Below are 16,472 nucleotides of genomic sequence, written 5' to 3' on the forward strand. Positions count from 1 at the left end.
TCACTTACTACTTACTATATGTCATTTTCTTGCTTTGTCAAGAGAAACACGACAATCGCTTTACGAATGGGTCATCTCCCAAGTTGGACCCGCCAGCATTCAAAAAACTCCCCTGACCACAGGGGGGCTAGTGCCCGTTTGCAAGATAGAGTCAAAATACATACTGTTCTTACTCCGGTTGCCAAAACAAAAACACCTCCAGGATTCTCTATATCTTACGACATAGCAAATCTTGAAGATGTTTTGATGGGTCTCACGTCAGAAGGAGCAGTCGCCCTAAATCGGAGCAATTCTTGTTAAACAATCCGACATTGTGCAAAAGGAACTAGAACTGCAGCAAGCGATATACGACTCGTGCTGCTTCCGCTCGGGTCAGATCGGCGCGAGGCGCAAATTGATTCCGCTCTCTGCCCTGGAGTAATCCGAGCGACACAGCAGAGACAACGGATTCAGCCGCCCAACCGGCAACCTCATTCCGATCAGCAAATGGATAAATCATGGCTTGCTGAGGTACAAGTTCGCCAAATAGAGCATACGCCTTCATCAGCATCACTGCCATTTCCTCACGAGTGATCGCGGTTTGCGGATCGAAGTGCCCGTTTCCTTTGCCGTTCACAATTCCATATTGGTAAGCGATCTCTATCGCTTCAGCATACCAGGCCTCGGCCGGAACATCTGCAAACCTCCCCGAGACCACACCTGCTTCAGTTCCTGTTCCAGCCATCCACGACCCATGCTGCATTGCGATTGCAGTGACGTCGTATTTAATCGACAAAGCGCGTACAAGCAAGGCGGTGAATTCCGAGCGACTGATCGAACGGGTCGGGTTAAATGATCCTTTGCCGTCGCCTTCGATCAGCTGTTTGGCTGCGAGCTCGGCGATGATTTGCTGTGCCCAATAGTCAGGAGAGACATCTGCAAATGTCTTCGCTACCTGCAAAGCTGTATATGTGCCAGGGTGATAAAGGTTTGCCGCAATCATTTCGTCCGACCATTTACCGCCGGTGTACGTATAACTTCCATTCGCCACCTTGAAAATTCCCGCAATATGTCTATTCGTTTCCAGGTCAAGCAGGAGACGGAGCTTAAGCGGGGTCGGGAACTGAAACAAGCGTTTCACCACACCCTCGGAAGTCGTCAACATCAAATCCACATCATAACCTAACGTCAGAACGTGAATAGTTGTAGAGGTATCGACATTCGCTGACTGCATCATGGCTTCAACATCCGTCAGGTTGACCGGATTAATCCGTACCGTTATCGCAGCAGTATTAGCCGCATCAGTATCCAGGTCAAGCAATGCGAGCAATACCTCTGCAGGAATAAGCAATGAAACAGCTCCATTCTTTAATTCAAGCGGATCTGATCCGAGCAACCGGAGGATACCATACGACAAAGTTACTTCATGTATATCGGTCGGGATCATCACAAAGTACGAGCCTTCCTCCGTCTTCTTCAACTGATCCGAAGTAATGGAGAGGCTGGCCGCACTGCCCGGCTTCTGACCATCATTGCTTGCTGAACCAGCAGATTCCGCCGAGGATGGGCTTTCCGCTGGCGTACCCGGATTGCCTGAGGTACCCGGTTGCTCCGGATTCGTTGGCAATTCCGGAATATCGGCAGTTCGGATGAGCTCCATATCGTCCAAATACCCCCATACTTCCCCTGGTGCCTCCACCTCAAAGCCCACCGTGATCCGTCCGTTCATAATCTTGATGTTCTCAACCTGATAGGGCTTCCATACATTCCATCCGGTATTTACCATATCGGTACTGAGCACTTCCTCGCCCTGCTTCGCGAACAGCTTAAGCACCGTATCTCCGCCGCCACCGGAAGCCCACGCCTTCAGCGTATAAATTCCATTCTCCAGGCCCGTAATGTCCTGGGTTAATTGATATTTATACGGTTCACCATACCAATAATTAAATGCATAGTTGCCGGAATGCGCATTGGCTGCATTATGCTCGACCTTACCAACATCACCGGTCCCGGTAAGTGTCCATTCCGATAAGTCGCCGACTTCAAAGCCCGGATTTCTGATCTCGTTCGCTTGAGCCAGCACGGTGATTTCAATCGAAGCCTTTTGGGATATCCCTTCCACCGTTCCATACAACGTAAATTTACCAGGCGTAGTCCATTGTTCACCCTCCATTTCATCCCATGCCACCGGTACGGAGTGAATCGAGCCTTCATTGAACAAGACGCTCGCCGCAGTCGGCAAAGATGGTACACCGCCTTTTGGAATCGTGATGGCTTGCGATGGATACACAAGGAGTGGCAATTTGTCAGCAATGCTGCCCGGGATAAATTGAAATGCATCAAGCGATGGCAGAGCATTGCCGTCAAAGTCGAATATCGCTTGATTCTCCCAGGCGTTCCCTTCGCCCGACTTCCAGCCTACACCAGGCAGCCAGGCTGGTTCCCAATAGAAGACGCCGAGGCCTCTATGGCCATCAACATGGGCGACCGTATTCATGACCGTCTCTGTCACCAGCTTCTGATTTGCAACGGATGCCGGGAAACCGGCGATTCTCGTTTCATTCTCGCCCGCAATATTGCCATATTCATCGGCATCTTCGTAAGTATAGGGATAAGCGGTCTCAGCCACGACGACTTCCTTGCCATAACGGGCGATCAGATCATTCATATTGCTCTTCAGATCCTGGAAGGTACCATGCCAATACGGGTAATAGGATAATCCGATGACATCGTAATCGACACCCCGCCGCTGAATCTGATCGAAAAAGCTGCGAAACTTGCCGTTGCTTCCCCCTTCGGCGAGATGAAGCATAATTTTCACTTCGTGATCCTGCGGCACCGTGTCGCGAACGGCTTGGCTGCCCTGCTGCAGCAGTTCCGCCAATCGATCGAAGTTGCTGGTCGATCCGTCAGGATGGAGTATGCCGCTGTTGATTTCATTGCCGATCTGGATCATATCCGGATAGGCATCAAGCGCGGCCAGCTCTGATAACACTTCATGCGTATATGAATAAACCGCCTGCTTCAAACCGCTAAAATCAAGCTCCTTCCATGCCTTCGGCTTCACCTGCTGGCCCGGATCGGCCCAGAAGTCGGAATAATGGAAGTCCAGCAACAGCTTCATCCCGGCCGCTTTAACCCGCTGAGCCATCGCCAGGGTATGCGGCTTATCGTTGTAGCCGTCCGCCTCTGCCGGATCATTCCACAGCCGCAAGCGGACATAGTTCACGCCGTGATCCTTCAGGATCGTGAGCAGGTCCTTCTTTGCGCCGTTGTCGTAAAATGCAGCCCCCTGATCTTCCAAGGCTTGTAGCGTGGAAATATCAACGCCTTTGATGAACTCGGCCGGATCATACGCTTCCTCCTCGATCTTCACCAACTCAACATCGTCAAAATATCCCCAGGTCCCAGCAGGCCCAAACACCTCAAAGCCAATCGTCACCTTGCCATCAGTCACTTCAATGTCATGTACCCAATACTGCGCCCATTGCTCCCATCCGGTGTTGACGATATCGGTACTTAGCCCCGTTGGATCGTTATCTGCGGTCTCTGCATAAAACTTCAGTCTGGTCTCTCCTCCACCTCCGGACGCCCAGGCCCGCAGCTCGTAAATCCCGTCTTCCAGACCGTCGACCGACTGAGACAGCTTGAACCAGGTCGGCCCGTTATCACTCCAGTAATTAAAGGAATAGGAGCCTGAATGCGGCGACAAGGAATTGACTGCATACGTAATCTCCGTCACGGTCTGTGTCACCTTCCAACCGCTTAAATCCCCGCTCTCAAAGCCGGGATTCTGCAGCTTGCCTGGCGAAGATGCCAGCGGCAAATCCGCTGCCGCAGACCTCGGCGCATTCGCGAAACTTAAGTGTGAAAATGTCAATAGAAATACCAGAAGCATGAGTCCTGACTTTTTCATTTCGTACCTTTCACCTCACAACTCTACTAGAATGAATGATGCTCTCGCCTGAGTATCACGGATCCATGCTTAGGCAATACAAAGGAACTGGGAGCCGGCTCTCCGCTTTCAATATCCATATACACGGCAGCATCCAGACAAACCTCTACCTCTTGGCCGGAGAAATTAAGCAGGAATACATAATCCTGCTCGCCATCAGTACGAAGCTGTGCCGTTACTCCATCCGGCAAGACGGTGTCGATTGCCCGTTTCACGCCGGCCTCGTCTACAAGCTTCCTGTACAGCGAGTCGTAGAATCGCTGCTCGCTGACTCTGGCCGCAAGATAATAAGCTTGGCCTGCGCCTAGCCGATTTATGGTCAATGCCGGGCCTCCGGCATAGAAGTCATCCTCGTAAGTAGCCAATACCTCAGCTCCCTCGGCGTGAATGATCTCACATAGCTCGTGAATTTCATATTTGCCTTCCAGCCCCAAGACGTTACCGGAGGACATTATCAACGCATTACGATCCTGCTCGTGCAGCCCGTCGATTTCTTCCGCCCAAATGCCAAGCGTGTTGCGCAGCGGTCCCGGGAAGCCATTCAGATAACAGAGATCATGCTCATCAACGATTCCTGTCCAATACGTGACCACCAGCGTTCCGCCGCGCTCTACATACTGTTCCATCCGCTTGCCCGTCTCTTCCCGCAGCAGATAAGCCATCGGAACTACGATCAGCTTATATCTGGCAAGATCATCCTTTGATCCAATGATATCGGTAGGAACGCCCAGCTCCCAGAGGGAGTGATAATGCTGCATCACTGTCTCTTCATAATGGATTCCGCTATTGCGCGGCCCCTGCGCATCATGTATGGCCCAACGATTATCCCAATCAAACCATATCGCGGCTTCGGCTGGAACCTGAGTGCCGATAATCCCGCTCATTTGCGATAGCGTCTTGCCTAGAGCGGCAACATCCTGAAACACCCGCGTATGTTCATGCCCGACATGATCTACTACTGCGCCATGGAATTTCTCGCTGGAGCCCCGGCTTTTCCGCCATTGGAAATATTGCACCGTATCTGAGCCATGGGCAACGGCCTGCAAGGAAGAAAGGCGGTGCATTCCGGGACGCTTCAGTTTGCTCACCGGCTGCCAGTTCGTCTGACTTGGCGTGCTCTCCATCAGCATGAACGGCCTATGCTTCAGCGTGCGGAATAAGTCATGGTTGAACGAGAACCAGACAGCGATCCTCGCCTCCGAATCTGCTTCATGCCAGGTCGGATACGCATCCCAGGAAATAACATCCACCGCTTCGGCGAACTCGCGATAATCCAGCCCGTAGAATAGATCCATCATATTGGCAGTGCACGGCAAGTCTGGATTGGCCTGCTTCAGCGGCGCGATCTCGTGCTTATAGAAGTCAATGGTCTGGTGAGATACGAAGCGGCGCCAATCCAGATGGTGACCATGCACCATCGTCTCTCCATGGGGGGCCGGCGATTCAATCTGTGACCAGGATGTATACGTATGGCTCCAGAAGGCGGTCCACCACGCATAATTCAGCGCGTCCAGCGTCCCGTATTTGTTCCTCAGCCAGGTCCGAAATGCTTCCTGGCAATAATCGCAGTGGCATTCGCCGCCGTATTCGTTCGATACATGCCAACCGATAACAGCCGGGTGATGGGTGTACCGCTCGGCAAGTTTGCTATTCATGATTCTGACCTTCTCCCGGTATACCGGGGAAGAATAGCAGTGATTATGCCGGTGACCGTGCAAATTGCGGCGACGGTTCGCTTCCACGCGCAGCACTTCCGGATATTTCTCCGACATCCAGGCCGGGCGCGCACCACTAGGCGTAGCAAGCCATACATATATGCCATTCTCGACTACCCGATCCAGGAGGCGGTCAAGCCATTCAAACGTAAATTTCCCTTCCTCCGGCTCCAGGGCCACCCAGGAGAATATCCCCACGGACATGACATTGCAGTGGGCCAGCTTCATCAGCCGAATATCTTCATCCAACACGCCAGGATCATGCAGCCACTGATCCGGATTATAATCAGCGCCGTACATGAAGACCGGCAGCTTGCTGCTGATTGGCGAATGCTTGTAGTTCATTTCCAGCTTCCTCCTCTAATCCAATCATGTCGTTATTTGGAACAAAGTAGGGGACGGGCGTCCCCTACTTGTCATAGCAAACCCGTAAATGAAATCGAAACGCGGGCTATTGATTTGCCAGAAAAGCGTCAATTTGACTTTGCAGCTCCTGCCGAATGGTATCGATCCCCGCAGCCTCCAGCTGCTTGATCAATTCGGCCTGCCCCTTGTCGAGGTCATCGATCAAGCCATACTCCAGTGGAATCGCATAACGCAGCATCACATTGCCTACGTTAGCAACCTCGTTCTTAACATGGGTATCGTCAAATACGAAGGTTTCCAGCGGAAAATGATAGACTTTATCCATCCAGCCCTCCAGTATTTGGTCAGCCTCTACCGGATAGGAAGCATCCTTTCTGTTCAGAAGCGAGTTCCAGCCCCAATTGGAGAACCCTGTGTAGCTCTCCGAGCTTGGACCCGGAGTATACTTGTCGTCGCCCGACGGCTCGTAATGCTTGCCGGCAATACCGTACATCGTCAAATCATGAATCTCTTTGTCATTTTGCAGCAGGTCAATCAGCATCAAGGAACGCTCCACGTTTTTCGAGCCGGCATGGACGGCCATTCCGTTCTGCGTGGAAATCGCGCCGATCTTCTTCTTATCCGGGGTAAGATCCACAATCGCCACTTCATATTCCGGCTTATCACGCCGCATCTCTGCCAAATTGAAAGCAAGGGTTCCCAGGTTCTGTGCATAGGAAGCCGTTTTGCCTGCCTTCATATCCTGCCATGTGTCATTTTTGTTGCTGACGATATTCTTCGACCAGACTTTGTTCACAGCAAGATCCTTGTAATAAGCGAGCAATTGCGAGAATTCAGGCGTATCGTACACATTAAAAACCTGGCCTTTCTCATCGTCCAGCTTATAGGCAAACGGTATGCTGTAATCTATCAAATTCCAATTGTTTTGCTGTTCCAGCAAAATTTGATCCAATTCATGCCATTTCCAGCCGTCCGCCGGCTTGGCTCCGAAACCGCTGATGCCTTGCTCGCCCGCAGCGATCGTCTTCACGTAAGCACTATAAGTTTCCGGGCTGTTGACCGGCTCAAGATGATACTTCTTGCGCAAATCCTCGCGAATTAGCACGACCTTATCTGTAACCTCATTATTGTTATTCGGCACCATGTACAGCTTGCCGTCTACTCCTGCCTGTTGCCAGGCAAACTCCGGCATCGCTTCCCACGTCAGCGGCGCATATTTCTGCAACAAGTCTTCCGTCAGTTCAACAAAGCCGCCTTTCCGCGCCTGGTCGTTGTAGTACGCCCAGTTCGCCGTGTAAGCGATATCAAAATTCTCGTTAGCGGCAAACTTCAACGGATATTTCTGTGACCAGTCCGCCCAATCGAGAAATTCGGCTTCCACGGTAGCGTTGATCTTCTCCTTCAGCAATTGATTCAGTTCTCCAAAAACCTCATCATAATCGGCTGGCTTCCCGCCGATCATAAGCATCTTCAGCTTCACCTCCTGGGATAGGTCAGGCTGACTGTCATCGGTCTGGTTCACGGCGGCGTTGTTGGCAGAAGCGCTCTTGCCACTGCTGCTGTTTGATTCCTGATTTGAGGCACTCCCCCCTTCGCCTCCGCAAGCTGTCAGCCAAGTGGATAGAGCAAATACCATCGCCAGCAAAAACATAAATCTCTTCTGTTTGTGTTTCATGACAAAATCCTCCCCCGATTATTTTGACTTTATAACAACCTCTTCACTTATATCGATAACCAGGTTATCCTGTGGTCATCCTTTTACCGCTCCAATCGTCAAACCTTGCACAAAATAACGTTGAATAAATGGATAAGCGAGCAAAATCGGTCCGGTAGCGACGATCGTCATCGCCATTTTCAAGCTCTCGGTTGGCAAATCGAAATTTACAACTGCCCCCGACTGCATAATCGCTCTCCTCATCCCGTCCATATTGCCGAGCAATCGATAGAGATAGTATTGCAGCGGCATCAAATCAGAATTGGAGATGAACAGGAGAGCATTGTACCAATCATTCCAATAAGCCAGCGCAATAAACAGGCCGATCGTTGCCAGAGCCGGCTTGGACAGCGGAAGAATAAAACGGGTATAGATTTGGAAGTCTCCGCTTCCGTCTATTTTCGCCGATTCTATGATCGCCTCCGGGATCCCCCCCATGAACGACTTCATCACGATAATATAGAACACGTTCATCAGCATCGGCAGGATCAGCACCAGGAGTGTATCCTTCAGATGCAGGTAATTAACGATAAGCAGGTACCAGGGAACGAGCCCGCCGCTAAAAAGCGTCGTAAAGAAGAAAAAGAAGGAAAAGGCATTGCGCCACTTGAAATCTTTTCGCGCCAGCACATAGGAGGTCATCGAGGTTAAAAACAATCCGAACAGCGTTCCCAGCACCGTCACCGTAATGGTCACGCCATAGGCCTTAAGCATATCCGCCGGATATTTGAACAGCAGATGGTAGGCCTCTGTCGAGAAGACCGCAGGGAATAGTTGATAGCCTTCTCTCGTAATTGTGCTCTCGTCCGTAAGTGAAGAGGAAATGACCAGTACAAATGGAATGATGCAAAACAGTGCAAAAATGGCTAATGACACATAACCAATGATGGACAGGAGCAGACGATCCTTTGGCTTCGTTCTGCGCGATGATGTATCGATTTTTCGCCCCGTTCCTCCGGACGCCGGTACTATTTCGTTCATAAGCTTTCCCCTCCGTAATCAGAACAAAGCACGGTCTTTGTCGTATTTGCGTACAGCATAGTTCGCGAGCAGGATCGTAACAAATCCGAGAACGGATTGATAGAATCCGGCAGCGGCAGACATGCCGATTTCATTCGAGGTAATCAGCATTCTGAATACAAAAGTATCGATAACATCCGTCGACGAGAATAACAGGCCGTTGTTGCCAACCATGTTGTAGAACATCCCGAAGTCTCCACGGAAAATGTTGCCAATCGCCAATAAGACCAGAATAATAATTGTTGGCATCAAGCTTGGGATCGTAATTTTGCGGATTCGCTGAAAAATGTTGGCCCCATCGATCTCGGCAGCTTCATACATCTCCGTATCGATGCCAGTAATGGCCGCCAAATACATAATCGTCCCGTAACCTAGCGTCTTCCAGGCGGCTACAAAGACTAATATAATCGGCCAATACGCAGCTGTATTATAGATATCGACAGATTCAAACCCGATTTTGTTCAACAGAACATTGACCATTCCAACGTCATAATTGAACAAGTTATAGGCAATCGCCCCCACAACGACCCATGAAATGAAATAAGGCAGGAACATAATGGTCTGCGTAATCTTGCGGAACCATTTACCGGCAACCTCAAACAATAGAATGGCGGCGAAAATCTGCAGCGAGTTATTAACTACGATAAACGCAACATTGTACAGTGCCGTATTTCTCGTTACACGCCAAGCATCCCCTGAATCGAAGAAAAAGCGGAAATTGCTAAGCCCGTTCCAAGGACTTCCGAATATACCGCCGCTGTAATTGAACTGCTTGAAGGCAAGGACGATTCCTGCCATCGGTATATAGGCGAATAATAGAAAAAAGAATACGGCAGGCAGCAGCATCAATAGCAAAGTTCTATACTTTTTCACATCGCTCCAAAAACCGCGGCTTTTCTTCATCCCCTTAACCAGCTCCCTTCTCTTTATCTCTGCCATCATTATAGAATGGCTTCTTCTATTCAGAAATTCAGCGCCGCAACTAAATATAGTACTTTTTCCACGATAGCCTTAGAGGGCCGGCTGCAATTGGTAAAACTTCAAGACAAAAAAACCGAAGCCGGCTGCAAAGCGCGAATTCGGTTTTTGACCCTTAACAGCTCTCATATTTTATTTCTTTTGCGATATTCCCCCGGCGTCATATTCATCGTTTGCTTGAATTGCCGATTGAAATAAATGATGTTCTTATAGCCCATGCGTTCGGCGATTTCATATATTTTCAGCATAGGATCGGATAGCAGTTCACAAATGCGGCGAGTCCTCTGCACATTTAAATAATCGCTAAAGTTTGTGCCTGTCTCTTCCTTGAATACATATCCCAAATAATTCGGGGTAAAATCGAAAAATGCAGCGACCTCTTTTAATGTGATTTTCTTCTCGATGTTATGATCGACATAAGTCATGATCTCCTGGATCAGCTTCCGCTTCTGACGCTGATTTTTGGCATACAGCAATTCGGATAACTCGAAGAATCTTTTTCTCAGCCAGGATGTAATGTCATGGACCGTCTCGAATTGAAACAATATGACCGGCTGATAGGAGTCCCATTTCAGCAGCTCATATAAATCCTCGCCTCTTTGTCGCAGATCGGCATGAAGCTTCGTCGTCATTCGCAAAATGAGATCATATACTTCCTTCTTCTGATTGATCGGCATCCGCACGTTAAAAATTTCTCCCAGACAATCATCGATGGCGACAAGATCATAGTCCATGATAGCCAGCAGCATACGGTCCAGAATTTCCTCTACCGAAGGAACGGGGAAGTGTTCGCCGGGCGCCCATTCCACGATATCCCAAGAGATCAGCCTGTCCTTGCCGAGCAGCCATTTAATGCTTAACGCGGCTTGCGCCTGACGATAAGACTCACGCAGCTGATCTTCCTCGCGCGCAGACTTCCCCATCCCCACTGTAACGGTAAACGGAAAGGAATTCCGTACGGAGGAAATAAGCTTCTCCAACAATGATGGAAATTCCGGCTCAGGTACGGACGACAAAATAAGGAACTTCGTCTGTTGACTGCGAAAGAACGTGCCAAGCATATTCTCCTCTACATCATACCGGATGAACCCGGCCAGCTGATTGATATGATGATGCTTCTCCGCTTCTCCCATTTCGCTGGCCTTCCATTCCAAATCGTCAATCTCAATCAGGGCGGCCGTTGTCCCGAAGCGGAGCAGCGGGGATAAAATCTCCAGGATATGCGTTCCTACCTTGCTTGGCGCCGGATCGTTAAGCCAGCGGAGCAGCAACTCCTCGTTAACCAGCGACCAGGCTGCCGAAATAGAGCGATGCTCCTCACGTTCACGTTCTACGCTCTCACACAGGTTGGCCAGCATCGCATACAGCTCCAGATCCTCGACCGGCTTAAGCAAATATCCTGAAGCGTTTAGCTCGATTGCTTTTTTGGCATATCCGAAATCCTCATGACCACTGATGAATACAATTTTAACGTCGGGATTTATTTCTCTGGCCCGTCTGGCAAATTCCATGCCCGACATGATCGGCATGCGAATATCGGACAATATAATATCAATCCGTTCCTGCTCCAGCATTTTCAGTGCGCTAAATCCGCTGTTGGCCGTTCCCGATACATGAATTGGATATGGAATTTCATTTCCGGTTACGCGGCGCCGCATCCACTCTAAATCCACCGCTTCATCGTCGACCAGCAAGACGTTAATATCCATTTGCATGCTCCTTTCGGCTTTCCGGACTTGATGACTTGAGCATAACTTACCTCATTTCGCCTGAACATGGCGCTGAGCAATGAAAACATATACTATTTCACCGATTTGCCTGAGCTTCTTCAATGATTTCATGCCTAACATTATCCTCATCCACAGGGAGCAGGATTTGCACTGTAGTTCCTGCCCCGTATAGGCTGGCGATGTGAATTCCGTAATCCTCCCCGTACCTGAGCTTAATTCGCTCATCTACGTTCTTGACGCCATAACCGTCCCCCTCGGTCTGGCTCGGCTGAAGCAGCAATCTTTGCACCGTATCTTCTCTCATCCCAATCCCGTTATCGATCACCTTCAGCTCGATGCACTCGCCGATCCTTCTCCCCTTAAGGATGATCGCAATCGTCTCTCCGAACCAGGCATGCTTGAAGATATTTTCCACGAATGGCTGCAAAATCAGTTTGATAACCTGAACGGATAAAATATCCGGTTCCACATCGACATAAACCCGGAATCCGTCCGCATACTTTACCCTTTGAATATCGAGATAGGTCTCGACCTGTTTCAGCTCATTCTCCAGCGCCGTAAATACTTTGCCTTGATTTAGCGTCAATCTGTAAAATCGTGAGAGTCCCTGCACCATCTCGGTCACCTTACCGGTCTCGCCCAAATTGGTCAGGCTGCTGATCGTCGATAAAGTGTTATACAGAAAATGCGGATTGATCTGCGCCTGCAGCGCTTCAAGCTCCGCCTGCTTCTTCTGCATACCCTGGACGTACACACTATTAATCAGCTCTTCGATATTATCGGCCATTACATTAAAAGCATCGGCTATATGCACGAATTCATCATTGCCCGCAAAACGAATCCGCCTTTGAAAATGCCCCTCCTGAAACGAGCGCAGCAGTCTGACGATCCGCGCCATCTTTCGCCCGGAAATTCGCGCCACCATCGAGCCGATCAAGGCCATCCCGACGAAGCTGAGCGCACAGACGGCAAAGATGGAACGCTGCAGCTTGGCCGTGTCCTTGCTTAAATAGGATTCCGGAACCAATGTCTCAATCATGAAATCCGTGCCGGGTATGTTCTCCTGCAAAATTAAATAGGAATCGGTATCGGCATAGGGCCCTGCATTCCCGCGTTGATACAGCGTCTGTTCACCCGATGCAGAATCGACCAGGCGCAAGGTAATCCCCTCCTCTACCGGGAAGGTATCGAAGTTGCCGAACAAATCGTTTAATGATGCCGTAATGCGGACATAGCCGATCACCGTATTCTTGCCGCTGTAGGATACCAGTCTGCGGATATGCGATATATTTTCCAAACGTTGATCTGTATCTATTTGCAGCCAAATATTGTCCCGTTCCGAATCTTTGAAATTCCGGTACCAATCACTATTCATAATCTGCTCGTAGGGAAGGATGTAATAATCGCTGTTGGCAATGGGCGAGGCCTGGTCATCCCCTGCAACCACATACATATCTTCGTTCATCGTATACACCATCAATCGGATATTATTCCCGAACAGCTTCAACGGCGCGGTAATCTGCGGCACGATATCATCAAGCATGATCAGATAGATTTGATAGGGATCGCCCTTCGTCTGTAGAGCCCGCTGAAATGACAGGCTGCCAAACAACGTATCGGACATCCGCTGAATCTCGTCCATCTGGTACCGGATATTGTTCCTGGCTTGCTCCATACCTGTGCGAACATTCGTCTCGGCCATTTCCGTCCGCGATTGAATCAGCATCGCATAGGAAATGTAACCGATTACAACATCGGTAATTAAGACGAGCAGCAAGTATGGAACAAGCATCTTGTATGTAAACGGAATATACTTCTTCATCACCGAATGTTCCCTTCTCCCCCAGTACGGTCCTATAAATCAATCATATCGAGTTTGAGGAAAAGAAAATAGTATTTATTTGACCGAGCCCATCATACCTGCCACAAAATGCTTCTGCATGAGGAAAAACACGAGCGCTGTCGGCAAGGTCGCGATGACGATCGCCAGCATGGATAAGCCGTAATCCGGAGCATACCCTGATCCGAGGGTTGATATAAGCAGCGGGATCGTTCTCTGCTGAGGTGATTGCAGAACAATGAGCGGCCAGAGGTAGCTGTTCCAGCTCGACATGAACGTGATAATGCCTGCCGCCGCATAGGTCGTCTTCATCGTTGGCATATAAATTTTGAAGAATATGCCTAGTTCGCCGAGTCCGTCGATCCGGCCTGCCTCGATTAAATCCTTCGAGAACATCTTTGAATTCTGGCGGAAGAAGAAAATAAGAAATGCGGTCGTCACTGTTGGCAGTATCACGGCAGACATCGTGTCCATGCCAATCGCCGGCACGGCACTTGAGATCCCGGCGAACATGCGGTATAGCGGCACCATCAACGCCGCGAACGGAATCATCATCGAGAGCAGCAAAATGCTGAACACGATATCCTTCACTTTGCTGCGGAAAATCTCAAACCCGTAACCTGCCAAGGAGGCGATCAGAATCGCCAAAATGGTGAGGAGCACAGATATTTTCGCTGAATTCCACAAGGCCGTCCCTAGCTCTGTCGTATCCAGCAGTTTCTTGAAATTTTCCAGTAAATAGCCGCCGGGGAGCAGTCTGCCTTTGGTGATATCCACCGATTTATTCGTAGCGCTGACGACCATCCACAAAAAAGGAAATATCGATACAAACGCAGCAATACTTAGAAAGGTGTACGTGGATATACGCTTTAGCTTCTTCATTTCTGATCACCTGCCACCTTAAATTGAAGGATCGAGAGCACAATAATGATAATGACGATAGAATAGGATACGGTTGCCGCATAGCCGAAATCCGCCGTATATTTGAACGACAGATTATAGATGTACTGCGAGATGGAGAGTGTCGCGTTCCCGGGACCCCCCTTCGTAATATTGACAACTTCATCAAATAGCTGCAGCGTGCCAATCGTAGAAGTAATCGATGTGAACAGAATAATTGGCTTCAGCATCGGAATCGTAATACGAAAAAATTGCTTCGTAGACGAAGCTCCGTCTATCCGGGCTGCTTCATAGATGGAGGGGTCGATATTCTGCAGCGCCGATAAATAGAAGATCATATTGTATCCCGTCCATCTCCAGGTAATCGCCAGTATAATCGTAATCTTGGCCCAAAACGGATCGGTGATCCAGCCAATCGGCGCGCTACTGATCGACAGCTTCATCAGTATGGCATTCACAAGTCCCTCATTCCCGAACAAATACTTGAACACGACGGAATAGGCAACCAGCGATGTAACACATGGCAGGAAGATCGCCGTCCGGAAGAACCCCCTGAATCTAAGCTGGCTGTCATTAAGCAGCACGGATATAAATAAAGCCAGAATAATCATGATTGGAACCTGAATCAACAGGTAAATCATTGTATTCTTGAGCGCTGTCAAGAACATCTTATCTGTTAACAGCCTCTCGTAGTTGGACCAGCCTGTGAAGCTTAACCGGGAGCCTGTTCCGCTCTTGAAGGATAAGATCAGCGCCTGAATCATCGGATAGAAGTAAAAGATAGCAATCATCAACACGGCTATCAAAATGAAGCCCCATCCTGTGAATCCGACTCTGGCACGTATGCTGACATTTCCTGATTTATCCGCTCTCATCACTGCCTTAGCCCCTTTCTGCTGCAAAATAAAACCCCGGGACGCCTCAAGCTCCCACTTAACGCGCCCTGGGGTTATTCATGTGAAATAAGCTTTATTTAATCTGCGCTTCTGCCTGGGATTGGGCGTCACTGAGAACCTGATCGATATTTTTGCCGTTCAAATAATTCTGCACCTCAACAACCAGAATATCTTCAATCGCATACGTCGAGGTACCGTAGTTCACTTTGGGAATTTCTCCTGTCCATTTTGCAAAATCATTCACGGTCTGCTGGCCGCCGAAAAATTCATCCGGCTGTGAATACGCCTCCCCCTGAGCTGCCGCCTTCAGGGTTCCGATCGCTCCGATTTTGGTTAGCAAGGTTTGATACATATCCACATTTGCACCAAACGTTTCCGCCATGAAGTCTGCCGCCGTCTCCGAGCCCGGAACATTCATGACATACCAGGAGCTTCCGCCAAGATTCGTCGCATGGACGGAATCCGGCATATCCGGCAGCTTTGGCATCGGCAGAATCGCCCATTTGCCGGATTGGGATGCTTCCGCCTTAACGGAAGGCGTAATCCAGTTCCCGGTCGGCACGGTCGCTACATCGCCATGGTTAATCGCTGCGATAAACTGGCTCCAATCCGCATTTACTTGGACGATGTTGGCCTCCATCATTTCTTTGTACAGCTCCAACGCTTTCTTCAGCGCGGCATTGCCGCCAAGATCCGGCGTTTTCCCGTCTCCCTGCAAATACCATGAGCCTGCAGACTGAATCATCATGCGCAGAATGCCAAGATCATTCGGGTCAAGTGATATCATATTTTTGCCGGCAGCCGCTTTTATTTGCTTGCCAATTTCGATATATTGGCCCCAGTCCAAATCCTTCAGATCATCCAGCTTGTATCCCGCCTGCTCCACATAGTCCTTGCGAACATATAAACCGGCGACACCCGAATCAAATGGAACCCCATATTGCTTGCCGTTTAAACTGGTTGGCCCAATTTTGTAATCAGCGAAATCCTCCGCCTTGATCTTGCCGCTTAAATCCACAAATGAATCAGGGTAAGACTGCAGGAAACCTTGAGCCCGGTAATCTTCAATTAGCACGATATTGGGCAGCCCTTTGGTCGTACCGGAGTTCAACCCCGTATTCAGCTTCTGGATAATGTCCGCTTGCGCGTATTCAACGATATTGACCTTCACATCCGGATGCTTCGCATTATAGGCTTCCTTCGCAATGTTCAAGGCTGCGATATTAAATGCGGGATCCCATGCCCAAATCGTAATCTCCTTCGCTTCCCCTCCGCCGCCGGAAGCCACTTGATCTTTGTCTTTGGTTCCGGAGGAGCAGGCGGTTAATAACAGCATGCAAGCCATCATTAAAACCAATGCCTTTCTCATCGTTTCAGCC

The 16,472-nt window shown here is 49.5% G+C and carries 10 protein-coding genes; all 10 read right to left on the reverse strand.

All coding sequences use genetic code 11. The annotated features are described in order from the left end of the window. Positions 1–325 precede the first annotated feature (325 nt). The gene (locus BN1360_RS24805) at positions 326–3,895 is read right to left on the reverse strand and encodes a glycosyl hydrolase 53 family protein (protein WP_068782484.1); all 3,570 of its coding nucleotides are present in this window, start codon (positions 3,893–3,895) and stop codon (positions 326–328) included. A 26-nt stretch (positions 3,896–3,921) separates the two neighbouring features. Next, complete coding sequence (locus BN1360_RS24810) at positions 3,922–5,994, reverse strand: beta-galactosidase (protein ID WP_068782485.1); 2,073 nt, start codon at positions 5,992–5,994, stop codon at positions 3,922–3,924. Between the two features lie 106 nt (positions 5,995–6,100). Next, positions 6,101–7,690 carry an ABC transporter substrate-binding protein gene (locus BN1360_RS24815; protein ID WP_068782486.1) on the reverse strand — a complete coding sequence of 530 codons (1,590 nt, stop codon included), beginning with the start codon at positions 7,688–7,690 and terminating at the stop codon, positions 6,101–6,103. Positions 7,691–7,765: 75 nt separating this feature from the next. Then, positions 7,766–8,710 (reverse strand): carbohydrate ABC transporter permease, encoded by a 945-nt coding sequence (locus BN1360_RS24820; RefSeq protein ID WP_082790201.1) that lies wholly within the window; start codon positions 8,708–8,710, stop codon positions 7,766–7,768. Between the two features lie 18 nt (positions 8,711–8,728). Next, positions 8,729–9,691 carry an ABC transporter permease gene (locus BN1360_RS24825; protein WP_372775899.1) on the reverse strand — a complete coding sequence of 321 codons (963 nt, stop codon included), beginning with the start codon at positions 9,689–9,691 and terminating at the stop codon, positions 8,729–8,731. Positions 9,692–9,852: 161 nt separating this feature from the next. Then, entirely contained in the window at positions 9,853–11,436 is a 1,584-nt protein-coding gene (locus tag BN1360_RS24830) for a response regulator (RefSeq protein WP_068782487.1), read from the reverse strand. A 97-nt stretch (positions 11,437–11,533) separates the two neighbouring features. Beyond that, a complete protein-coding gene (locus BN1360_RS24835) occupies positions 11,534–13,279 on the reverse strand; it encodes a sensor histidine kinase (protein WP_068782488.1) in 1,746 nt (581 codons plus the stop codon). Between the two features lie 75 nt (positions 13,280–13,354). After that, positions 13,355–14,179, reverse strand: coding sequence for a carbohydrate ABC transporter permease (locus BN1360_RS24840; RefSeq protein WP_068782489.1), 825 nt, complete (start codon positions 14,177–14,179; stop codon positions 13,355–13,357). Then, on the reverse strand, positions 14,176–15,072 hold the full coding sequence (locus tag BN1360_RS24845) for a carbohydrate ABC transporter permease (protein WP_068782490.1): 897 nt from the start codon (positions 15,070–15,072) through the stop codon (positions 14,176–14,178). The genes BN1360_RS24840 and BN1360_RS24845 overlap by 4 nt, the downstream gene beginning before the upstream one ends. A gap of 94 nt (positions 15,073–15,166) precedes the next feature. Further along, on the reverse strand, positions 15,167–16,462 hold the full coding sequence (locus tag BN1360_RS24850; RefSeq protein WP_068782491.1) for an ABC transporter substrate-binding protein: 1,296 nt from the start codon (positions 16,460–16,462) through the stop codon (positions 15,167–15,169). Between the last annotated feature and the right edge of the window lie 10 nt (positions 16,463–16,472).

Origin of the sequence: Paenibacillus sp. GM2 (genome assembly GCF_900069005.2) — a bacterium.
Classification (GTDB): Bacteria; Bacillota; Bacilli; order Paenibacillales; family Paenibacillaceae; genus Fontibacillus.